This window comes from Tritonibacter scottomollicae, assembly GCF_032924845.1.
In the GTDB taxonomy this organism is placed as follows: domain Bacteria; phylum Pseudomonadota; class Alphaproteobacteria; order Rhodobacterales; family Rhodobacteraceae; genus Epibacterium; species Epibacterium scottomollicae.
Genome location: NZ_CP136704.1, coordinates 3,968,864 through 3,990,668, shown reverse-complemented (window position 1 = coordinate 3,990,668; position 21,805 = coordinate 3,968,864). Strand labels below are relative to the sequence as shown.

The following is a 21,805-nucleotide window of genomic DNA, read 5'->3' as shown; positions in this document are numbered from 1 at the left end:
GACCGCTTTGCGGGCCCTATCCTCGGAGTCGCGTGACTGTTGCCTGTGATATCTCGCAAGGCAAGCGTTAGCGCAAACAGTTCATCAAGATGACGCCGCGCGTGTCAGATAAGCCACCGGTTCAAAATGGTGCATATGCTCGAATGTGCACAGCTCCAGTGGGCCAAGCTCTATCACAGCCAGCCGATCCGCATAGCGGGCAAAAAGCTCATCGGAGAATGACAGCAGATCCGCCGCCTCTGCCACATCAAGCCAGCGCAACAGATAGGCAAGGGTCACATGAAACGTGTAAGTGTCAAAATGGTCCTGCCGCAATCCGGTCAGCTCGCGCAGAGAAACACGGGTTGCCCGCAGGCGGGCCTCTGCGATCTCGTCGGCCCCTTCAAGCGTCAGTGAATGTCCACCGTAGAGGCCGCGCGCGCAGACACGGCGGGTTGCAGGCAGGTCTTGCCCGTCCAGCCGCTGCCGGAATGCGGCTGTCACCTCATCGCGGGTCGCCTCGACCGGAATATCTGCGGGCCAGTTCCGTTCATCGGGAGCAATGCCCTGGAACACCGTCATGTGCAGGCTAGCGGGGGGCAAATAGGTGAACAGAGCACCGAAATCGCTCTGCCGGATTTCATCCTGCATGTCGCACAGGGCCGCGTGCACATCACTCGCCGGGTCGATGTGGCAGAGTACCGTGTTGCCGGGAAAGGGCAGCACCCCTCCATTGGGGGTGAATTTTCCACCCTGCCCCGGGTCGGAAACCGCCTTCGGGCGAGACGTTTCGGCATCGGCGCCAGTCAGAAAACGCATCGGATCGGGGCGAAAAGTGGCCATGGGGCAAAGTCCTTTGATAGTCCTACCGAACAGGTCTACGCGCCTTACATGTCAATGGTTTGACACATGCCAGCTACTCTGACGAGACCGCTGACACGGCATGTCCGGTTAGAGATTTGAGCCTGTTGACCGCACGCACCAGTTCCGCGCCCACTTCGCCGTGGATGCGCGTATCGCTGAGGTCATCGACATTTGCCCCGCAGAAGAACGAGACCGGTTCGCCGATTTCGGAGGGGCGAAACGGCGTCGCGACGGCGTTGATGGCGCGCGAATAGCGGGCCTCCTCCTCGACACAGACATAGCCCTCGCGCTGCAGCTGCAAGCGTTCGCGCTGCCAGACCTCTTCACAGGCCTCTGCGTCGGCCTCCGGCAACAAGGCTTCCAGCTTTTCCCGCTCATCGCGCGACAGCGCACCAAGATATGCGACACCGGAGGAGGACGTCAGCACCGGCATACGGTACCCCACATCAAGCCAAATGGTGCGTGAACCTTCGGGCCGCCAGGTTTTCACGATCAGCATATTGCCATCGTCCTGGATCGACACGCCAACCAGCGCGTTCATCTGATTGGCAAGCGCCTGCATGATCGGTGCCGCGACCGACACAAAGCCAAAGGCCGCCGATGCGATATTTCCCAAGGCCAGCGCCGCCGGTCCGAGGCGATATTTGTCGAAATGACGCCCGTGAGTCAGGTATCCCAACGCACATAGCGTGAAGGTCAGACGTGACACAGTTGACCTTGGGATGCCGGTGCGCTCGGAAATTTCGAGATTTCCCAGACCGTTGTCGGACGGGCGAAAGGCACGCAGGATACGAAGGCCACGGGCCAGCGTATTGGCGTATCGCCGGTCCTGCTCAAGCTCACGCATGGTTTTCCGTCCTGTTGGATCATCCGGGGGCGTCATCATAAGACCCTAACTCGCATCAAGAAAAGCACATTCGTCACCCCGCAGCACGCGATTTGCTTAGGCCCGTGCACCAAGAGTGGTGCGCAACATCTTGGCAGGCGCCCCAGCTGAGTGGAGCGATTTCGCTGCTTGCCGACACCGGCGAACTGAGGGGCGACCCTCAACACGCGCCGACTAATTGCGCCGGCGCGTATAGGCCTCCGATCAGAAGATCTCGAACAGGCCAGCTGCGCCCTGACCGCCGCCGATGCACATGGTGACAACGCCGAGCTTGGCACCGCGCCGCTTGCCTTCCAGCAGCAAGTGCCCGGTCATCCGCGCGCCAGTCATGCCGAAGGGGTGGCCGATGGAGATCGAGCCCCCGTTGACGTTGCAGATCGCCGGGTCGATCTCCAGCCGCTCGCGACAATAGAGCGCCTGGCTCGCGAAGGCTTCGTTCAGCTCCCACAGGTCGATGTCGGAGACCTTCAGCCCGTGACGTTCCAGCAGACGCGGCACGGCAAAGACCGGGCCGATGCCCATCTCGTCCGGCTCGCAGCCTGCGGTCACGAACCCCTTGAGCGCGCCCAATGGCTCCAGCCCCTGTTGTGCGGCCAGATCGGCGTCCATCACCACCAATGCGGCGGCCCCGTCCGACAGTTGCGAAGCATTGCCCGCAGTCACGAAATTACCCTCGCCGCGCACCGGGTTCAGGCCGGACAGACCCTCCAGCGTGGTGTTGGGACGGTTACAATCATCCATGGCGAAGGTGACCTCCTTGTAGGAGACCTCCTTGGTTTCCTTGTCGGTGATCTTCTGCGTGACGGTGATCGGCACGATCTCATCATCGAATTTGCCCGAGCTCTGGGCCGCGGCGGTGCGCATCTGGCTTTCCAGCGCCAGCGCATCCTGTGCGTCCCGGCTGATGCCATAGCGCTGCGCCACGATATCGGCGGTTTCGATCATGGTCATGTAGACCTCGGGCTTGTTTGCCTCAAGCCAGTCATCGCGCCGCTGCGCCGGGCGCGAGGGGGGCATCTGGCTGATGCTCTCGACACCGCCAGCGATGGCGGCAGAGGCGCCCTCCATGGTGATCGCGTGCGAGGCCATTGCCACCGCCTGCAGGCCGGAAGAGCAGAAGCGGTTCACGGTGGCGGCGGCCACTGTGACCGGCAATCCGGCACGCAGCACGGCCTGACGCGCGATATTGCCGCCGGTCCAGCCCTCGGGATAGCCGCAGCCGATGAAAGCGTCCTCAATCAGTGCCGGGTCCACCTTCGAGCGCGCGACCGCGTGTTCGATGGCATGCCCCGCCATCTGCGCGCCATGGGTGTCATTGAACGCACCCCGATAGGATTTGGCGAGGCCGGTCCGGGCGGTGGAGACGATAACAGCTTGTTTCATGGGGAAATTCCTCTTCGAGGTGATCAGGCAGCGTTGAGGTCAGCAAAGGTCTTACCCTCAGCGACCAAGCGTTTCAGGAGCGGTGCGGGCTGCCAGAGGAACGAGTCCTCGGCGGCGAAACCTTCGATATCAGCGAGGATCTTGTCGAGGCCAACACTGTCGGCGTAATGCATCGGTCCGCCGCGCCAGCGTGGAAAGCCATAGCCATTCAGTAGCGTCACATCGACATCCAGCGGACGCAGAGCGATGCCCTCCTCGACCACACGAGCGGCCTCGTTGACCATTGCGGCCATGTAGCGGTCGACGATCTCCTGATCCGAGATGTCGCGCGCCGTGATCCCTTTGGCCGCGCGTTCGGTGGCGATATGATCCAACACCGCGTCATTGGGAGTCTGTGCGCCATCCTCGTAGACGTAAAACCCCTTGCCCGTTTTGCGTCCAAAATCGCCTGCCTCGCATAGGCGGTCGGCAAATTCCGCGTAGGTTTCGCGCGGGTCGCGGGTGGGGGCGAGCCGCTTGCGCGTAGCCCAGCCAATATCCAGCCCAGCAAGATCGCTCACCGCATAGGGCCCCATGGCGAGACCAAACTCCGTGAGCGCCCGATCCACGTCAAACGGGCTTGCCCCGGCCAACACGGCGCCGTCGCCCGCTTTGCGATAATGGCTGAGGATGCGGTTGCCGATAAAGCCATCGCACACCCCCGCACGCACGGCGACCTTCTTCAGCCGCTTGGCCAGGGCAAAGCCCGTCGCGGTGACCTCGGGCGCGGTCTTGCCGGCCACAACGATCTCCAGCAGCCGCATGACATGGGCAGGCGAGAAGAAATGCAGGCCAATCACATCCGCAGGCCGAGAGGTCATCGCTGCGATTTCGTTGACATCAAGGTAGGAGGTGTTGGAGGCCAAAATGGCATCTGGCTTACAGATCGCGTCCAGCTTGGTGAAGACATCCTTCTTCACCTCCATGCTCTCGAACACGGCCTCGATGACGATGTCGGCCTGCGCGAGGGATGCGTAGTCGTCACTGGCACGGAAGGTACCGGCCATGATGGCGTCATATTTCTCCTGAGCAAGCTTGCCGCGTTTGACAGAGCCTTGCAGCGTTGCGGAAACGGTCTTTTCCGCCCGGGCAACGGCCTCCGCATCGCGTTCAATCAACGTTACATCAAGGCCCGCGAGCAATGCTGATACAGCGATCCCCGCCCCCATTGTCCCGCCACCGATCACACCGATCCGGTCCGTATCCCGAGGTTGCACCCCCTTGATATCAGGCACTTTCGCCACTTGCCGCTCTGAGAAGAACGCGTGGATCAGCGCCGATCTCTGATCGCTTTCCATCAACTCCTGAAACAGGGCGCGCTCCTGGGCCAGCCCTTCGGAGAAGGGCAAGTTGACGGCAGCCTCCACCGCCTTGATGCAATTCTGCGGAGCGATCTGGCCTCGCGCTTTTTTGGCCATCTTCCGACGCGTCTCATCAAAGACATCGACGTCCCCGATGGCGACGCTGCTCTCGCTGGTACGGCGCGGGCCTGCGCCTTCCGATATCAACTCTCGAGCATAGGCAAGACCGGCAGTGCGCGGATCATGCGTTTCGGCGATCTTGTCGAGAACACCTGCGGTGAGCGCTTCTTCTGTACCGATCTGACGACCGGAGGTGATCAAGTCGAGTGCGACCTCCACCCCAGCCAAACGCGGCAGACGCTGCGTACCCCCCGCTCCGGGCAAAATACCAAGCGTCACTTCAGGCAGCCCAAAGCGCGCGGACGGCACCGCGACGCGGTAGTGCGCGCCAATCGCGACCTCAAGCCCGCCCCCCAACGCCGTGCCGTGCAAAGCCGCAACGACGGGCAAATCGCAGGCTTCGATCCGGTTGATGAGGTCGGGCAAAAAGGGTTCCTGCGGAGGCTTGCCAAATTCGCGGATATCCGCGCCGGCTATAAAGGTCCGGTCGGTGCCATAGAGGACCACTGCCTCCAGGTCCTTGCGGTCCGCAATTTCGGCGAAGGCCGCATCCAGTCCGGCGCGGACCGCATGGCTCAGCGCGTTCACCGGCGGGTTGGCGATGGCGATGACTGCAATAGCATCAGTGGTTTTCAGGGACACAGGGTTCGACACGGGCGGTTCCTCTTTCCAAGACGCAGGGCGCATTTGTCTGAAAGGCCTAGATGATCCCTCCACAAATTTCAATATGCGGAATTATGTCTTTCAATGTGGAATTTATTCCATGGCCCCTACTCCATGACCCCATGAAAAAACCGGCTGGTCATGAGACCAGCCGGGGTTTGTACGTTTCAGTTGCTGTGATTTTTTCAGGACGTGCCGGTGGCCTGCTGACCGTTCTCGTCCCAATTGAAGTCCGTCCAATCCGTTTCCGGCGCCGCAATGGGCTCTGCGGTCTCCCATTCCGCTCCATCGCCATTTCCCCAACTGGTTGGCTCAGGGGCGATTTCAGCGGGCGCGTCTTGCGGCGCTTCCACAGAGAGGTGTGTCGCTTGTGCAGTCTGGAAACGCGCGACCAACTCGCCCAGGGTCTGAGCATCAGAATTCAGCAACTGACCAGCGGCGGTCGCCTGTTCTACCATTGCGGCGTTCTGCTGGGTCACCTGATCGAGCTGGTTCATGCCGGTATTGATTTCCGCCAAACCGGTGGATTGCTCCTGTGCGCCAGTGGCGATGCCAGAAATCAACTGTGAGATATGGGAGACGCGTTGAAGGATGCTCTCCAAGGCACCACCCGCCTTACCAACCAGATCAACACCACGTTCCACCTGTTTTGAGCTATCACTGATAAGGTTCTTGATCTCCAGCGCGGCATCGGAAGATCGTTGCGCGAGCCCCCGCACTTCAGAGGCCACCACCGCAAAGCCGCGACCGGCCTCACCGGCCCGAGCGGCCTCGACGCCTGCGTTCAAAGCCAGCAAATTGGTCTGGAACGCAATGTCATCGATCACAGAGATGATCTGGGAGATCTTGCTGGAGCTTTGCTCGATCTCGGTCATGGCAGACACGGCGTTCTTCACGATATCACCACTCGCCTCGGCTTCACTGCGCGTCTCATTCGTGGTGCTCTCCACATCGCGTGCGCCTTCCGCTGCGGATTTTACGCTTGCGGTCATCTCATCAAGGGCAGCCGCGGTCTGCTCCAGAGTGGCGGCCTGGCTTTCAGTGCGATGGGACAGATCTTGCGAGGCCTGGCTGATCTCTGACGCACCATTGCGGATCGAAGACGAGGTCTCCACCACCTGCCCAACCGTTTCGTTCAACGTATCCAAGGTGCGGTTGAAGTCTGCACGCAACTGCTCATAGCCTTCGGACAGTTCATAGTCTATTCGCGCGGTCAGATCCCCTTCGGACAAGCGGGACAACCCATTCCCCAGAGCCGACACGGCCTTTTCCTGAGCGGCCATGCGCTGGCTGCGCTCCTCCTCGGCAAGCCGTTCCATTTCTTCTTTCTCGACGATACCGTCGCGGAATACGGACAAAGACCGCGCAATGCGGAAAATCTCGGTGCTGGCCCGTTCAAAGCCGACAACCGGGCTACGATCGCCATTTGCAAGCCGTTCGGTGCTGGCGCTGACGCGGTTCAATGGACGCATGACCAGCATCTGCATCAACAGCAACGCGGTCAAGAATACTCCAGCAATCCAGCCGAGAGACACAATCAGGTTGCGGTTCGCCGTTGCGATTTCAGCAGAGATGTCGCGCGCCATGCCGCCAATGCCCGTCAGCGACCCCGCAGCAAAGTTCGCTGCGCGCTCTGCAATTCCGACGACTGTTACCTCGGTTTCGCGGGTGGCCACGTCTGCGGCAGCCCGGGCATTGAGAACATTGATCCGAAGCGCTGCAAGGCCCGTCTCCGGCGCGTTGAGGGCACCGAGTTTCTTCAGCAAATCGCCCACGCGAACGTCTTCAAAGTCCTCATAAAAGGACAGGTTCATGCTCGCACTCGACATATCGAACGCGGCGTCGTTGACAAGCGCCTCGTCATTCGAAGTGATCACATCAAGGGCGGCCACTTGGAACGCGTTGACCCCGGCACTGATATCCATCAGCGTATTGAGAAAACCGACTTCGTTTTTCATGAGGCGGCGCAGCGCATCCCCGTTTTCCTTGCTCGCCCGGTCAGCTGCGATGGAGAGTTTGTCGACCTGCGCGTCGATCCCCATCACGATAAAGCGCTCCGTATCCGCACGCGCTTTCATAGCCGCCTGACGCAGAGTTTCCGATGGAAACAGGCTCTGTGCGATCACTGACTGAAGTGTGAAGGACGCATTCCGAAGCAGGGAAACATCAAGCAACTCGGGCGCGTTCGCCTCGATAAGATCGGCAAGCTCCAGCAAACGGGCATCTGAACTGTCGGCCAGCTTCTGCAACTCCGCCAGTGTCGTCGGATCCTTCGTTCCACCAAATGCCACAGCCGTGCCGGCCAGCAGGTTCAGTTCCGCTCGGGCCTCCAGCAACATTTTCAGGTTCTGAAAGTCCACTTCTACAAGGGTCTTCAGGGAGTCATCGATGGCGCTGTAGGTGGCCACCGCCCCCTTGTTCAGCTCAACCGAGGCTGACTGTGTCAGCTCCATCATCAACCCACGCAGTTCACTGCTGATCCGATGCAAGTCTTCAACTCCGACATCGATCTGCGCATCGCTTTCCAATGCCATCCGCCGGGCCGAGGCCAGATCAGTCAGGGCGTCCGACACTTCCGACGCGCCCGCTTCGAACTCGGGCTGCATGGTCTCATCCAAGTCCGATATCAACGCCAGCAGCATCTCAGTTGAGGTTGCGACCTTGGCCACCGCGGCATCGATGCCCGCGGTATCATCTGCAATCATCAAAGAGATCATGCCGTCTTTGGCAAGCCCGGCCGCAAGCGATATCTCACCGGCAAGCACCAAGTCCGGAAGCTTCTCGGTATTGAGATTGGTCATGTCCTGATCGATCTTGTTCAAGACCGAATACATCATGTAGGCGAACAGCCCGAACGAGATGCCCATCAGCAGCAGGATCATTCCCATCTTGGCGCGAATACTGCGCAGCAGACCGAAGCGACGGCGGCGGGCGGGTTTGATAGTGGAAGTATCGGTCATTGGCTCACTCTGCGCGCTGGAAAGCCACGCTTGGCGCTGAGGATAGCGCGCGATCGCATGGACAGGAGAAGATCGGGCAGACACAAGGAGAGATTGGCAAAGCAGATCGCGGCTGGCAGAGCGGTATCATGCCCATCGAAACAGGTCCGCTGGCGCATTTTGCATTGCTGAGTGACAACGAGGGCCAAACATCATCTCCAGTATCATTCAGCCAGAAGACTGCTCTGCACGCCCTTAATTTTCGATGAAATCGAAGGCGCTTTACGCATATACTCCGCTGCCCTCACGGAAGAATAACGCGAATTTGCGCCTTTCTTTTGGAGCGATTTAGTTCAAATTCACCACACTGATTTCACTGCCACCAACGCCACCATGTCGCCTCGGAGGGCCTACACGCCGTTTTCCCGTTTGGAACAGCGTGCCACCTCTGCTCCACTCGGCTGCGCCGATACGCAGCGCATGAATGCTCCGGCCCTAAAACTCGCGGCGCAGAGTGCCGCCACTCAAAGGATAGAACGATGACCGAGCTGCCTGCCTACTGGAAAAACCACATCGCCGGGGACTGGGTGGATGGCGGTGCGGGGCGTATTGACGTTTTGGACCCGGCCAGTGGCGAGAAAATCGCCGAACACGCCTTGGCAGACGCTGCTGATGTGGATCGCGCCGTGCAGGCTGCGCGGGCCGTGCATCTCTCCGGCGCCCTCAGCCATATGCGCCCGATCGAACGGGGCCGTATGGTGCAGGCCATGGGCCGCTACCTGCTGGAACACAAGGACGAGATTGCGCTTACCCTGGTCCTGGAACAGGGCAAACCGCTGTGGGAAGCGGTGGTCGAGGTGGAAGGCGCTGCCCTCTACTTCGAATACTACGGCAACCAGGCCAGTACGATCGAAGGCCGGTCAATCCCGCTCGGCGCAGGCTACTACGACTTCACCGACTATGAACCAATGGGGGTGTCGGCCCAAATCATCCCGTGGAACTATCCGGTGGAGATGACGGCCCGCTCGCTCTCGGCGGCGCTGGCGACCGGCAATGCCTGCGTGATCAAGAGCCCGGAGCTGACGCCACTGACCAACGCCTGGTTCGCCCATGCCGCAACGGCCGCGGGGTTTCCGGCGGGCACGGTGAACGTGATCTGCGGCTATGGGCATGAGGCAGGTGCCGCGCTGGCAGGCCACCCGGATGTGAACCAGATCGTCTTTACCGGCTCCGTTCCCACCGGGGTCGCCATTGCCAAGGCGGCAGCGCAAAACGTGGTGCCCTGCGTGCTTGAGCTGGGTGGAAAGTCCGCGGCCATCGTGCACGACGACGCCGATCTGGAAGCGTTTGAGAACGATATTCGCTGGGGGATCTACTTTAACGCAGGACAGGTGTGTTCGGCCATGAGCCGGGTGATCGTGCATGAGAGCCGCGCCGAGGAACTGATCGCGCGCGCCGAAACCATTGCAACCGGCCTGTCGGTTGGACCCGGAGTGGAGCGCACAGAGTTCGGGCCCAACATGGGGGCCATGGTCTCCGAGGCGCAGCGCAATCGCGCCGTCGCCATGGTGGCACGTGCGGAGGAACAGGGCGCGCGCCTGGTGACAGGGGGGCGGGCGCCAAACCATCCGGGTGCCTTTTTGCAGCCAACGGTGGTCGCCGACGTGACCCCGGACATGGACATCGCGCGCAACGAGGTTTTTGGCCCGGTTCTGTCCGTCCTGACCTTCAAGGACGAGGCGGAGGCCATCGCGATCGCCAACTCCACGGATTATGGGCTGGTCGGCGGCGTATTTACCCGCGATCTGGACCGCGCCACCCGCGCCGCCCGTCAGATCCGCGCAGGTCAGGTGTTCGTCAATGAATGGTATGCCGGTGGGGTGGAGACGCCATTTGGCGGTGTCGGAAAATCCGGATATGGCCGCGAAAAAGGGCGTGAGGCGCTGTGGAACTACGTGCAGACAAAGAACATTGCAATCCGCCTGCGCTGAGCAATCAGCGAAACGCAAAGGCCGCCCCACCTAGGGCGGCCTTTGCCGTTAAAGCGTCCTACTGCCGCCGAATATTCTCCGGCAACCATGTGGCCAGTTCTGGCCAGACCACAAGGATCACCACCATCAGAAGCATCAGCGCCACCATCGGCACTGCGGTCTTGGCAATGTAGGAGATCTCGTGCCGGGTCATGCCTTGCAGCACAAAGAGGTTGAAGCCGATTGGCGGCGTCACCTGCGCGGTCTCAATCACCACGACGAGGAAGATACCGAACCAGATCACGTCAATTCCCGCTTGCCGGATCATCGGCTCCACAATGGCCATGGTCAGGACCACGGAGGACAGACCATCCATGAACATGCCGAGGATCAGGTAGAACACCGTGAGCACCGCAATCAGGGCAATGGGCGACAGGTTGTAGCTATCAATCAGCCCGGCCAGCGCGCGCGGCAGACCTGTGAACCCCATCGACAGCGACAGGAAGGCCGCCCCCATCAGGATGAAGGCAATCATCGCGGATGTGCGCGTGGCTCCCATCAGGCTTTCGACAAACGTTGCCCAGCTGAGGCTGCCCTGCATCAGCGACAGGCCCAAGGCGCCAAGAACGCCCACTGCGGCGGCTTCGGTCGCGGTGGCAAATCCCGTGTACATCGACCCGATGACCACAAAGACCAGACCAAAGAGCGGCAGTAGAAAGCGGCTCTCGGCGATCATTTCGCCCAGTGACAGGCGCGGCTCTGGCTTGGGGCGCTGAGCGGGGCTAAAGAAATGCCACCCGATGATATAGAGCATGAACAGTCCGGCCAGAACGAGGCCGGGAAAGACGCCCGCCATGAACAGCTTGGTGATGCTTTCGTTGATGCTGACACCATAGACGATCAGCGTCAGCGAGGGCGGGATCATCAGGCCCAGTGTGGCGGCACCGGCCAAGGTGCCGATGATCATATACTCGGGGTAGCCGCGCGCCCGCAGCTCCGGGATCGACATCTTGCCCACCATATTGAGCGTTGCCGCCGAGGAGCCGGAGACAGCGGCAAAGATCGTGCAGCCCGCGATATTGGTGTGCAAAAGCCCGCCGGGCAGGAACCGCATCCAGGGTGCGAGACCACGAAACATGTCCTCGGATAATCGGGTCCGATAGAGGATCTCTCCCATCCAGATAAAGAGCGGCAAGGCGGTGAGCGTCCAACTGGAGGCGCCACTCCAGATGGTGGTGATCATGGCATCCCCTGCCGGACGGGAGGTGAAAAGCTCCATCCCAACCCAAGCGACGCCCATCAGCGCAAGGCCAATCCACACGGACCCGCCCAAAAGTGCGAACAGGACAAAGAGGAAAATGACCGTGGTGTAGATTTCGATCATTCGAGGACCTCCCCCTTGATCTGCGGCGCACCGGTCACAAGCATCCGGGCGAGGTAGTCCCACAGCGCGACGGCCAGCAGAACAGTTCCGATCGACATCGGCAGTTGCGGCAGCCAGACCGGCGTATAGACCCAGCCCGAACCGCTCTCAGCCCAGAGCGCGGCCCAGTTCCAGGGCCAGGTTCCGAACATGGACACCGCTGTCAGCAGCCACTCAGGCGCGAAATCCTGTCCCTGCGTGCGATCATTCAGCATCTCCGACAGGACATTTGTCTTGATGGCGTAGCGGGCAAAATAGGTGGCCGTCAGAGCCGAAATCAACATCGCCCCCGCATCGAGCCAGAAATGATGCCGCCCACCAAGGTTCAGAAAGATCGACACCCGGATGTGCCCCCCGTGGGTCAGTGTGTAGGCCAGTGCAAAGAACGATGTCGCGGCCATCGCATAGCCCGCATATTCGGTCGAGCCGGGAAAGGTCAGTGACGCCCAGCGCGCCCCCATCTGCCCGACGATCAACAGCAGGATCGCCACCATGAACAGCGCCGCGATTGCGCCCGCGCCGTTATAGATCCGATCCAGCGCGCCCCAGAGCGGTTGCAGCACCCGGCGCATGGCGGCCGGTCTCAAAATGCACAGCAGCATCAGAGCTGTTGGCACAACGAAGAGCCATACCCACAGGGGCAAGCCCAGAACAGGTTGCCAGTCACGCATGTCTTGTCCTTTGGATGAATAGACTGATCGAGAGGAGGCGGAGCCGGTTGCCCAGAAGGCCTCCCGGCTCCGTCGCGGATCAGTTTGCCTTGAAACCGTCGAGGATCGCCTGACCATCCTCACCCGCAGTGGCGAGCCAGTCCTCGGTCATTTTTGCACCGATGGTTTCCAGTTCAGCCAGAAACTCCGGTCCGGCCTCAACCACATTCATGCCATTGGCTTCAAGCTGTTCAAAATACCAATTGGCCAGCTCCTCGGACTTGGCAGCACAGGCGGCGCCGGTCTCTGCGGCGGCTTTTTCGACCGAGGTTTGCACCTCGGCATCAAGACCGTCCCAGACCTGCTTGTTCACCATCACGTAGTTGCGCGGCAGCCATGCGTTCACCTTGTAGTAGTGGCTGAGCTGTTCCCAGACCTTGCGATCATAGCCGGTGGCACCGGATGAAATGAACGCTTCCGCCACGCCGGTCGCAAGGGCTTGGGACAGTTCGGCGGCCTCGACCTGTACCGGGATCATTCCCAGCTCCTCCGCAAAGGTCGCCGTTGCGGTATTGTAGGAGCGGAATTTCACGCCCTGGGTGTCCTCGGAAGAGTTCACTTCCTTGTTGAAATAGAACCCCTGCCCCGGCCATGGGCAGGTATAGAGCGTGACGAGGTTCTGATCGGCAAGCTGCGCGTTGACCTTGTCCTTGGCGATTGCCCAGAGTTTTTCATTGTCCGCATAGGACGTGGCAAGGAACGGCAGGTTGTCCCAGCCCAGCAAAGGCACCTCATTGGCGTGCGCAGACATGAAACGTTCGCCAATTGGGGCCTGCCCGGTCTGTACCGCACGCTTGATCTCGCCCCCTTTGAAGAGGGATCCGCCGGGATGCACGGTGATGTCGATCTCACCATCGGTGTACTCACGCACCTTGTCGGCAAAGACCACGCCCATCTCGGAATGGAAGTTCGAGGACGCATAGGCCATCGGCATATCCCATGTCTCGGCCTGCGCGGCGCCAGCGGCAATGACGACCGCAAAACCGGCAACGGTGGTCCTCAAAAGTGTCTTGTTCATAGGTTCGGTTCTCCCGTGTTGAATAGTTTTTTATCGTTATGTCTTGGCAAAGCGCATCGGGTCAAAGGCGCTCACATCGGCATTGGGCCAATTGCCCGCAATCATGTCGGCCACCAGTCGGCCTGTCTTTGGGCCACCTGTCAACCCGATGTGGTGATGCCCGAAGGCGGTGTAGACGCCGCTGCCCCGCACCTCGCCAATCAGCGGCAGACTGTCCGTGGGCGCAGGCCGGAAGCCCAACCACTCTTCCTCGGTCGTATAGTCGAGGTCGGGAAAGGTCCGCGCCACCGTGCGCCGCAGCATCTCGAGCGGTTTTCTGGATTTCACATCGCTCAGGCCGCCGAATTCGACAATGCCGGCACAGCGCAGACCCTGATCCATGGGCGTGGCGACAAATTTGCCTTCGGTCAGCATCATCGGATTGTTGGGACGCTGGCTCGGGTTCTTGAAGATGATGTGATAGCCGCGCTCCGCCTCCAGCGGCACCTCAAGCCCCAGTTTCTTCATCAACGCGCCAGACCAGACCCCGGCGGAGAGAACCGCCTTATCGCACACGAGGCGTCCCTGATCGGTCGCGACAGCAGTGATCTGGCCGCCCATAAGTTCAAAATCTTTGACCTCGGCCTGCAGAAAGCGCCCGCCCATCCCCTCAAACTGTGTCACCAGATCCTGCACATAGCTGCCCGGATTGAGGATGAAGCCGTGATCCTTGTTCACGGCCAGAAGACGCATGTCCGGCGACAGGATCGGCTCGCGCTCCCGCACGGCGTCGCCTTCGATGATCTCTGGGACAAACCCGGCCTCGCGGCGCAAGGCCCATGTATAGGCATCCGCCTCAAACGCGGCCCGGTCGCGATAGACAAAATTATACTCGCTGTCCTGTATCCATTTCGCAGCGGGCATGCCGTCGGTCAGCGCCTTGTGTTGCTCGACACTGTCCCCCACGACGGTGGCCAGCCCTTTCGAAATCCGCCGGGTGTCTGCGTCATTGGCGTTTTTCAGATATTTGGCCAGCCAAGGCAGCAACCGCGGCAAATAGGACCAGCGCATGAACAGCGGAAAGTTCGGATCGAACAGGTAACGTGGCCCTTTGGGGATCAGACCTGGCGTCGTGACCGGCACGATGGCGCTGCGCGCGAGGATACAGGCATTGCCATATGAGGCCCCCATGCCCGGCGCGCCTTTGTCCACCAGCGTCACCTCCAGCCCCGCCCGACGCAACCAGATGGCGCTGGCCGCGCCCACGATCCCCGCGCCAACCACCACGATATGCTGAGTTCCCATGTCTCTATCCTATGTCCTGTTGCGGATCAGATTGTCGGGAACCACACATCATTTCAAATACAAATCATCCGCTCACCGATCACAGGAGATGATAGAGCCGACGCAGTGCCGCTTGCATCAAATCCGGGCGCTTCATGACATCCGCCGCGCTCCTGGCCTGCCGAGCACTTCCATCGCGCGCTTTCTCACATGCGATCAGGCCAGCTTGATGCACCGCAGGCAAGCCGCAGACCCTAGCGCCCTTTTATGGCAATGGTGAACCGGGTCCGCGCGCCTGCGGGGGGCGGCGGAAACGGGCCCGCCCGTCGTATTTGCTGCACCGCCAGCTGATCCAGCTCTGCAGATCCGGAACTCTTTGCCACCCGCACCGTGGTCAACTGCCCTCCGGCCCCGATGGCAAAGGCAATATGCGCCACCCCGCGCGCCGAGGTTCGTGGTTTCCGCTGACGCGAGATCTTGCGCATGACTTGGCCCGGATAATTGGATGCAGCCGCATTGCCAGCATCCGTCGACTTGCCCGCGCGCGCACTGCTTGCCCGGGCAGCACGCTGATCTTCCGCCCCGCTTTCGGTTCCCGCCCTTGCGTTGGTGGCACTGTTCCCGCGAGGCGCTGCCGTCGCCGGTTTCACAACAGGCTTTTCAGGCTGTTTGGTCGCCTCCACCGGGGGCGGCGTCGGGCGCTCGGGGGGGCGCGGACCACTGTCGGGCGCAAGGTCCGACTGCGGGACCGCAGCAACCTTCGCCACCGGCACGGACGCCACCACAGAAACGGCATCGGTGGGGGAAACTGACGTAGATGCAGCAGCCGAGAGTGCGGGCTGTTCGACGGGTGCGACCGCTTCGGGAACAGGCGTCACTGCGGTCACGTCCTGTGCAGGCGACGTCGGCGCGGCTGTCGGTTGCGATGTGGTTTGCGTCGGCGGCACCGGCTCTGTGACCTGCTGGGTGTCAGGCAACGTCTCTGCCTCCACCGGCGATGCGCGGCCCTGCGCGAGGTCGGCGAAGCTGCTGCCCAATGCCGCTGGCGCGACGCTGCCACCGCCCTCAATCTCGACAGAGGCCGCCCCCATATCCACAAGGAACGCCGCATGCGCCGCGAGCGCCACACAGACCGAAAGGCTGGCAATGAGTGGTGACCGAGGGATCATGGCATATTCCGTTCCGACAACAGCGAAATGCGGGAGGCCCCCAGTGCGCGCAGTTCCTTGGCGACACGCAACAGCTGCGCGGCAGGCAGGGCACGATCCGGAACAAGCCGCGCCGCAAAGTTCTCCTGCTCTTCCCACACGATGCGCACATAGGCCTCGGGCGAGGTCAGTTCTGCACCCCGAAAACTCAGACTGCCGTCAGCGCGGATCACCAGCGCATCTGGTGGTGGGCTGGCCTCCAGGTCAGAGGCTTCGACCAGACGCACGGCCGGATCCATCGATGGCGCAAGCGAGCCCGCAACCATGAAGAACACAAGCATCAGGAACACCACATTGATCAGGGCAATGGTCGGTTCACGATGGCTTTTGTTTGCGCGACGGCGTGACAGCATGGCCCTACCCCAGCACCGTCACGGCCAGTTTCGGCTGCTGACGCAGAACCGCCAGTACATCGACCAACCGCTGAGAGGTCACCGTGCCAGCCAGACTGACCAGTACTTGGGTTTCTTCGGCGTCACGGTCTGACCTGAGAGAAACCAACCGCGCCTCTATCGCGTCAACCGCCACCACCTCACCGTTGAGGGAAATCTGGTCTGGCGTAAGTCTGAGAAACAGCGAGCGGGTCTCGCCCGATGTGCCCTGCGCGGCCTCCGCTGCCATCAGGTCAACGGTGCCGAACCGGGAAAATGTCGACGACAGCATAAAGAACAGCAGCAACAGAAAAATCACGTCGATCAGCGAGGTCATCGACAACCGCCGCGCATGCCGTTTGCTCAGTCGCAGTGCCATCAGGCCGCCTCGCGCGGGGTGTGCTGTGCCCCGCAGTCTGCATCCGGGGCGAAGGCCTGCCGCAGCGCCGTGTTGGCAAAGACCCGGTCCCGTTCAACCGCGCCGCTGAGCCAGCCGTGGACAGCCGCCACCGGCATCGCAACCGCAAGCCCCGCCGCAGTGGTCAGCAGTGCGACCCAGATACCGCCAGCAAGTACAGTGGGATCCACCGAGGTTCCCGCAGATTGCAGCCCCTGAAACGCCTCGATCATGCCCAGCACCGTGCCAAACAGGCCAATGAGGGGCGCGAGCTGTGCGACCATATCAAGAAAGCCCAGTCCGGTCTCAAGCCGCAGGAACAGCGCTTCGGCCTCTGAATCGCAGCGATCAGATACCGCAGAGGCATCATCAGCCGTACCTCCACGCAACGCCCGCTTCACCGGCGCGACAAGGTAGCTTTGCGAGTCTGACAAGAGTGCCTCCGCAGTTTTGCAGTCGCCACGCTCATAGGCCGCGAGAGCCAATTTGACGCGACGATGCCGCCCCACACCTGCGCGGCGGAACTGCCAGAATTTATAAAGCACCGTCGCCGCACTCACCACGGACAGGGCCAGCAGGAGGACAACCACGGGTCCACCGATCGCGATCACCTCCGCGAGCGACCCCAGCAGGCCAGACCAGACATCAGACAGGTGCATCATCCCAGAAGCTCCACGTCGGTGCGGCTTTTGAGGTCTAGCCCCGTTTCGCAGAGCGCATTGCCGCCATCCGCGATGCAGCTGCTGGCACCATTGATCAGAACCCGGCCCACATCGTCGCAGGCAATATCGGGCAGATCGAACTGCCGGACCCGCGGACGCCCCGCTGGCAGGTCGCGAAAATCAAACAGGGTGAAGGTCATCACGCCTCCGGACTGGTCGAAGAGGACGGTCTCGTAGACCGCCTCCTCGATATCCGTGGCGTGGGTGTTCTGCGCGAGAAAGGACAAGCGACACGCGCTGCCTTGATCCTGAAGCGCGTTCAGTTCGATCTGAACACCCGACTGTGGCGGGGTATCCTCCGCCCCGGCTGCAGATGCCCCCCCGAGGGAGGAAAGGACAGCTGCCGCAAGAGCAAAGGCATGGACCTGGCTCAGGTTAGTCATGACATCTACTCCTTTAGAAGGCTGCAGCCAGCGAGAGCTTGATATTGCGGCCAGACGCGGCACGGGTCGCCAGATGCGGCGTGTACTGCTTGTCAAAGATGTTCTCGACGCCCAGACGCAGCTCCGCCTCTTTCAGGAACCCGGTGTCGATGGCGTAGGTGGCGCGCAGATTGTGGACCGCATAGCCGGGCGTGCTGCGGATGTCCTTGGTCAGCACTGCTTCCCACGACAGATCCAGCGTGTCGTTGAACTTCTTACCGACGGTAAGGCCAAGGCTGTTGGCGGGCATGCGGGTATAGTCGGCGGTGGTGCCGTCCACATAGGACCACTCGCCACTGGACATATTCGCATTCATATCCACGTAGGCGCCGGAGCCATGACTGTAGGACGCCTCGATCTCCACACCCTCGGTGTTTACACGGTCAACACTCGCGTAGTCGGTGCCCGACGTGTAGTCCCATAGCCGGGTCTGCCAGAGGTTCACCTTCGCCCGCAGCGTGTCGTCACCGCTGAACACCCCGACCTTGTCGTAGGAGGCGCCCAGTTCATAGGTCACGGCCTTCTCGCTCTGGGTCATGTATGTTGCGTAGGTGGCATAGTCGAAATCATCGAGGATCGGCAGGCCAGCAGTATAAGCCACGGAGCCGAACACGGCAAAACCACTGTCAAAGGCGTAGCGCGCAGAGATCCCGCCCATCAACTCGCTGTTGTCGAAGCTTTCGCCTGCGGTGACATAGCTGCCGTCCGAGCTGGACCTGATGTCCTGTGTCTCGTAGCGCATCGCCGGGGTCAGGCTGAACCCATTGCCAAAGTCGATCTCGTCGATCGCAAACAGGGCAAACCGCTTGTCAGTACCGCCCGGCGCGGAGGAGGCATCGAGACGTTCCTTGCGGATGATCTCCCCGCCTGCCCGCAGATTGTGCTCCGCACCAAAGGCATTGAAAAGCGAGGTGTTTTTCACCGTCAGCTTGGTGGTCTCATACCGATGGTCGGCGTTGAGCAAGGCAGAGCCGGTGCTGCCGACCTCATCCTGTTCGATATACTGATCAGCGTAGGACAGGGTCGCGGTCAGGTCGACCAGATCGTTGCCCAGCGGGTTGTAGGCATATTGCAGGCTGGTTGTTGTGGTCTCGGTATAGCGGTCCACATTGCCAAACGGGATGCTGGCGAAGGCGTCATAGGGCACGTCCTTCTCATCCGAAGTCGTCTGCGAATGCGAGAACGTCAGCGACTGGTTGGCGTTGTCGCCAAAGCTGTACCGCCCCTTCACCAGATAGGATGGCAGCTCGTAGCCGGTGTTGGCCACCTCGTTGCCATCGCCATCGGTATAGTTGCCCTGCTCGCGGTAGGTGTAGTTCAGCAGGAATTCCAGATTCTCGGTCGGCTGCCAGCCAAGAATGGTGGAGCTGACGCGGGTGTTGGCGTTGCCGTAATACTCAAACGTTTGCCGCCCGGAGAGGCCGATCTCGCCCTCGGTCAGATCAGCGGCGTCAATGGTCTCCAGGTTCACCACCCCACCGATCACGCCAGAGCCATACTCGTAGGACCCCACGGTGCCGCGGATCACCGAAACCTCGCGAAACAGGGCCGGGTCGGTATAGAGCTGAGTGCCGATGCGATAGAGTTCTTCGGACCCCATCGTCGCGCCATCAAGCTGGATTTGAACCTTTTGGTTCGACCCGTAGGTGCCATCGGCGCCATAGCCGCGAATGTTGATCCCCGCGCCGGTGGGCGTGCCAGCGTTCACCAGCGTCACGCCGGGAACGGAATCGATAAGTTCGGCAACACTACCCGCCTGACGGTCCTGAATTTCCGCGGCGTTGATAACGGTTTCCGGCGTCGCGGTATCTGTCTGCACATCGCGCTTGTTGTTGCCAAGCACGAGCAGGCCGAGGAACCCGTCACCGTCATCCGGATCCTGTGCCGCACTGACGGTTGCAGTCACGGCCAGCGCCATGCCTGATGCAGAGCACAACAGTGCCCGGCGCATTTTGTTGATTTTCATGTCGTCCCCATAGGTCTGATGCAAGTCGATACCGCATGCTCGCCTTGGGGCTGGCTTGGTGTCTGGCGCGTTGAGTGGCCCGATTATTCTCTGTCACCAAGCCTTCGCACTTGCGGCGCCTAATTTAATTTACTATTTCTGTCAAGAAAAATCCCGATGCGCATATGACTCTCTCGCACCGGATGTCAGCCTGATCGCCCCATCCCATGGGCGCACGCCAGCAGTATCCCCAGACACAAGAATCGAGGACCCTGATGGATCAGGACAGACCCACTTCGGCAGAAGACATTCGCACTCTGCGCGCCGAGAAAGCCTCTCTGCGCGCACGGGATTTCTGCGACACCTACGGCTTGGCAGAGGCGCAGCTTGTTGCGGCCTATACTGGCCAAGGATCGACACGACTGACGGCACATCCTGCTGAGCTGATGCCACGCATCGAACGACTGGGCGAAGTGATGGCGCTGACGCGGAACGCCTCCTGCGTGCATGAGCGCGTTGGCACCTATGGCAACTACAAAAGCGGCCCGCATGCGGCGATGATCCTGCAACCGGAGATCGACCTGCGGCTATTCCCATCCCATTGGGTCAGCGCCTTTGCGGTGGAGACCGAGACCGACGCGGGCGTAAAACGCTCGATCCAGGTCTTTGATGCGGCGGGTGATGCGGTGCACAAGATCCACCTGCGTGACACCTCAAACCACGCGGCCTGGGCAGAAGTGATCGCCGAACTGGCCAATGGCGACAGCTCCGACACGCTGGAGGTCGCGCCCCGCAAGCCGGCCGAGACCCCGAAGGTCAACCATGACAAGCTGGACCTGCTGCGCAGCGAATGGTCCAAGATGACCGACACCCATCAGTTCCTGCGCCTGACCTCGAAGCTGAAGATGAACCGTCTGGGCGCCTATCGCCACGTCGGCGCGCCCTATGTTGATCGCCTCGACACCGGCGCCGTGGACGCAGCCCTGCAGGCACTGGCGGGCAGCGGCACCGAGGTGATGCTGTTTGTCGGCAACCGCGGCTGCATCCAGATCCACGGCGGCGCAATCGAAACGCTGAAGGCGATGGGTCCTTGGCAAAACGTGATGGATCCGCGCTTCAACCTGCATCTGCGGTTGGACCATATTGCCGAGGTCTACGCGGTCAGCAAACCGACCCAGCGCGGCCCCGCCCTGTCGCTGGAGGCCTTTGATGCCGAGGGAGGCATCATCCTGCAGATCTTTGGCCGCCGCACCGAAGAACTCGACAGCCGCCCGGCGTGGCAGGAAATCCTGTCCGCCCTGCCCCGCACTCAGCAAGAGGAGCTGGTCTGATGCGTCGTACGCTCCTCGCCGCCAGCCTGTCCGCCCTGCTCTGCTCTTCCTTCGCCGCACAGGCTGCGGATCGGGTGTTGTCCATCGGCGGCTCCGTCACTGAGATCATCTACGCATTGGGCGCCGGTGACCGGCTGATTGCCCGGGACACCACCTCCACCTACCCAGAGGCCGCCAATGACCTGCCGAACGTCGGCTACATCCGCGCCCTGTCGCCCGAAGGGGTGCTGTCGGTGGACCCGGACCTTATCATCTCAGAAGCTGGCGCTGGCCCGATGGAAACGCTGGAGGTGTTGACCCGTGCAGAAATTCCGTTTGTCGAAGTGCCCGATGGGTTTGATGGCGCGGGCATCCTCGCAAAGGTCGCAGCCGTTGGCACCGCGCTCGAGCTGGAAGAGGAAGCCGCCGTTCTTGCCGAGGACCTGAGCACCGGGCTGGACGCGGTTGCCGCAAAGACCGCATCGCTGCCGGAATCAGAACGCAAACGCGTGTTGTTCATCCTTTCCACCCGCGGCGGGCGCATCATGGCCTCGGGCACGCATACCGCTGCTGATGGCATTATCCGGATGGCGGGTGGCATCAATGCGCTGAGCGATTTCGAGGGCTACAAGCTGATGACCGATGAGGCCGTATCCCGGGCAGCCCCAGAGGTTATTCTGATGATGGATCGGGGCGGCGATCATGGTGCACCCGATGCCGAATTTTTGGCTTTGCCTGCCATTGTCACCACCCCGGCGGCCAAGACCAAATCCGTTGTGCGGATGAATGGCCTCTATCTGCTAGGGTTCGGCCCACGCACAGCCGACGCCGCGATGGATCTCGCCCGCGCACTTTATGAGGGGTTGTGATCC

The 21,805-nt window shown here is 61.2% G+C and carries 18 protein-coding genes; 3 read left to right on the top strand and 15 right to left on the bottom strand.

Translation table 11 applies throughout. The features are described 5' to 3' along the window. Positions 1–84: 84 nt before the first annotated feature. The 5 genes from R1T40_RS19725 to R1T40_RS19705 form a co-directional block, all read right to left on the bottom strand. Positions 85–822, bottom strand: a complete 738-nt coding sequence (locus R1T40_RS19725; protein WP_317385356.1) for a DUF1868 domain-containing protein — start codon at positions 820–822, stop codon at positions 85–87. A 73-nt stretch (positions 823–895) separates the two neighbouring features. After that, entirely contained in the window at positions 896–1,690 is a 795-nt protein-coding gene (locus tag R1T40_RS19720; protein ID WP_106163896.1) for an IclR family transcriptional regulator, read from the bottom strand. Positions 1,691–1,933: 243 nt separating this feature from the next. Then, positions 1,934–3,112 (bottom strand): acetyl-CoA C-acyltransferase, encoded by a 1,179-nt coding sequence (locus R1T40_RS19715; RefSeq protein WP_106163897.1) that lies wholly within the window; start codon positions 3,110–3,112, stop codon positions 1,934–1,936. 23 nt (positions 3,113–3,135) lie between these two features. Then, entirely contained in the window at positions 3,136–5,226 is a 2,091-nt protein-coding gene (locus R1T40_RS19710) for a 3-hydroxyacyl-CoA dehydrogenase NAD-binding domain-containing protein (RefSeq protein WP_317385355.1), read from the bottom strand. 194 nt (positions 5,227–5,420) lie between these two features. After that, positions 5,421–8,195, bottom strand: a complete 2,775-nt coding sequence (locus R1T40_RS19705; RefSeq protein ID WP_317385354.1) for a methyl-accepting chemotaxis protein — start codon at positions 8,193–8,195, stop codon at positions 5,421–5,423. Between the two features lie 518 nt (positions 8,196–8,713). Between R1T40_RS19705 and R1T40_RS19700 the strand changes: the two genes are divergently transcribed. Then, positions 8,714–10,165, top strand: a complete 1,452-nt coding sequence (locus R1T40_RS19700) for an aldehyde dehydrogenase family protein (protein ID WP_317385353.1) — start codon at positions 8,714–8,716, stop codon at positions 10,163–10,165. 58 nt (positions 10,166–10,223) lie between these two features. Here the strand turns inward: R1T40_RS19700 and R1T40_RS19695 are convergent, their stop codons facing one another. From R1T40_RS19695 to R1T40_RS19650, 10 genes are all read right to left on the bottom strand, one after another. Further along, positions 10,224–11,528, bottom strand: coding sequence for a TRAP transporter large permease (locus R1T40_RS19695; RefSeq protein ID WP_317385352.1), 1,305 nt, complete (start codon positions 11,526–11,528; stop codon positions 10,224–10,226). Beyond that, positions 11,525–12,238 carry a TRAP transporter small permease gene (locus tag R1T40_RS19690; protein WP_106163902.1) on the bottom strand — a complete coding sequence of 238 codons (714 nt, stop codon included), beginning with the start codon at positions 12,236–12,238 and terminating at the stop codon, positions 11,525–11,527. Before R1T40_RS19690 ends, R1T40_RS19695 begins: the two co-directional genes overlap by 4 nt. 79 nt (positions 12,239–12,317) lie before the next feature. Then, complete coding sequence (locus tag R1T40_RS19685) at positions 12,318–13,295, bottom strand: TRAP transporter substrate-binding protein (protein WP_317385351.1); 978 nt, start codon at positions 13,293–13,295, stop codon at positions 12,318–12,320. A gap of 36 nt (positions 13,296–13,331) precedes the next feature. Beyond that, positions 13,332–14,579, bottom strand: coding sequence for an NAD(P)/FAD-dependent oxidoreductase (locus tag R1T40_RS19680; protein ID WP_317385350.1), 1,248 nt, complete (start codon positions 14,577–14,579; stop codon positions 13,332–13,334). 233 nt (positions 14,580–14,812) lie between these two features. Next, positions 14,813–15,727, bottom strand: coding sequence for an energy transducer TonB family protein (locus R1T40_RS19675; protein WP_317385349.1), 915 nt, complete (start codon positions 15,725–15,727; stop codon positions 14,813–14,815). After that, a complete protein-coding gene (locus R1T40_RS19670) occupies positions 15,724–16,119 on the bottom strand; it encodes an ExbD/TolR family protein (RefSeq protein ID WP_317385348.1) in 396 nt (131 codons plus the stop codon). The genes R1T40_RS19675 and R1T40_RS19670 overlap by 4 nt, the downstream gene beginning before the upstream one ends. A 4-nt stretch (positions 16,120–16,123) precedes the next feature. Further along, positions 16,124–16,516 carry an ExbD/TolR family protein gene (locus R1T40_RS19665; protein ID WP_317385347.1) on the bottom strand — a complete coding sequence of 131 codons (393 nt, stop codon included), beginning with the start codon at positions 16,514–16,516 and terminating at the stop codon, positions 16,124–16,126. Further along, positions 16,516–17,196, bottom strand: coding sequence for a MotA/TolQ/ExbB proton channel family protein (locus tag R1T40_RS19660; protein WP_317385346.1), 681 nt, complete (start codon positions 17,194–17,196; stop codon positions 16,516–16,518). Before R1T40_RS19660 ends, R1T40_RS19665 begins: the two co-directional genes overlap by 1 nt. After that, positions 17,193–17,639, bottom strand: coding sequence for a hypothetical protein (locus tag R1T40_RS19655; RefSeq protein ID WP_317385345.1), 447 nt, complete (start codon positions 17,637–17,639; stop codon positions 17,193–17,195). The genes R1T40_RS19660 and R1T40_RS19655 overlap by 4 nt, the downstream gene beginning before the upstream one ends. Before the next feature lie 13 nt (positions 17,640–17,652). Then, on the bottom strand, positions 17,653–19,644 hold the full coding sequence (locus R1T40_RS19650) for a TonB-dependent receptor domain-containing protein (protein ID WP_317385344.1): 1,992 nt from the start codon (positions 19,642–19,644) through the stop codon (positions 17,653–17,655). Between the two features lie 254 nt (positions 19,645–19,898). Between R1T40_RS19650 and R1T40_RS19645 the strand changes: the two genes are divergently transcribed. Beyond that, positions 19,899–20,954 carry a hemin-degrading factor gene (locus tag R1T40_RS19645; protein ID WP_317385343.1) on the top strand — a complete coding sequence of 352 codons (1,056 nt, stop codon included), beginning with the start codon at positions 19,899–19,901 and terminating at the stop codon, positions 20,952–20,954. Beyond that, positions 20,954–21,802, top strand: a complete 849-nt coding sequence (locus tag R1T40_RS19640) for a heme/hemin ABC transporter substrate-binding protein (protein ID WP_317385342.1) — start codon at positions 20,954–20,956, stop codon at positions 21,800–21,802. Before R1T40_RS19645 ends, R1T40_RS19640 begins: the two co-directional genes overlap by 1 nt. Positions 21,803–21,805: the final 3 nt, after the last annotated feature.

Bases quoted from the DNA above. Each gene is read 5' to 3' on its own strand.
- R1T40_RS19725 (WP_317385356.1), bottom strand. From the start codon at position 822: ATGGCCACTTTTCGCCCCGATCCGATGCGTTTTCTGACTGGCGCCGAT.
- R1T40_RS19720 (WP_106163896.1), bottom strand. From the start codon at position 1,690: ATGCGTGAGCTTGAGCAGGACCGGCGATACGCCAATACGCTGGCCCGT.
- R1T40_RS19715 (WP_106163897.1), bottom strand. From the start codon at position 3,112: ATGAAACAAGCTGTTATCGTCTCCACCGCCCGGACCGGCCTCGCCAAA.
- R1T40_RS19705 (WP_317385354.1), bottom strand. From the start codon at position 8,195: ATGACCGATACTTCCACTATCAAACCCGCCCGCCGCCGTCGCTTCGGT.
- R1T40_RS19700 (WP_317385353.1), top strand. From the start codon at position 8,714: ATGACCGAGCTGCCTGCCTACTGGAAAAACCACATCGCCGGGGACTGG.
- R1T40_RS19695 (WP_317385352.1), bottom strand. From the start codon at position 11,528: ATGATCGAAATCTACACCACGGTCATTTTCCTCTTTGTCCTGTTCGCA.
- R1T40_RS19690 (WP_106163902.1), bottom strand. From the start codon at position 12,238: ATGCGTGACTGGCAACCTGTTCTGGGCTTGCCCCTGTGGGTATGGCTC.
- R1T40_RS19685 (WP_317385351.1), bottom strand. From the start codon at position 13,295: ATGAACAAGACACTTTTGAGGACCACCGTTGCCGGTTTTGCGGTCGTC.
- R1T40_RS19680 (WP_317385350.1), bottom strand. From the start codon at position 14,579: ATGGGAACTCAGCATATCGTGGTGGTTGGCGCGGGGATCGTGGGCGCG.
- R1T40_RS19675 (WP_317385349.1), bottom strand. From the start codon at position 15,727: ATGATCCCTCGGTCACCACTCATTGCCAGCCTTTCGGTCTGTGTGGCG.
- R1T40_RS19670 (WP_317385348.1), bottom strand. From the start codon at position 16,119: ATGCTGTCACGCCGTCGCGCAAACAAAAGCCATCGTGAACCGACCATT.
- R1T40_RS19665 (WP_317385347.1), bottom strand. From the start codon at position 16,516: ATGGCACTGCGACTGAGCAAACGGCATGCGCGGCGGTTGTCGATGACC.
- R1T40_RS19660 (WP_317385346.1), bottom strand. From the start codon at position 17,196: ATGATGCACCTGTCTGATGTCTGGTCTGGCCTGCTGGGGTCGCTCGCG.
- R1T40_RS19655 (WP_317385345.1), bottom strand. From the start codon at position 17,639: ATGACTAACCTGAGCCAGGTCCATGCCTTTGCTCTTGCGGCAGCTGTC.
- R1T40_RS19650 (WP_317385344.1), bottom strand. From the start codon at position 19,644: ATGAAAATCAACAAAATGCGCCGGGCACTGTTGTGCTCTGCATCAGGC.
- R1T40_RS19645 (WP_317385343.1), top strand. From the start codon at position 19,899: ATGGATCAGGACAGACCCACTTCGGCAGAAGACATTCGCACTCTGCGC.
- R1T40_RS19640 (WP_317385342.1), top strand. From the start codon at position 20,954: ATGCGTCGTACGCTCCTCGCCGCCAGCCTGTCCGCCCTGCTCTGCTCT.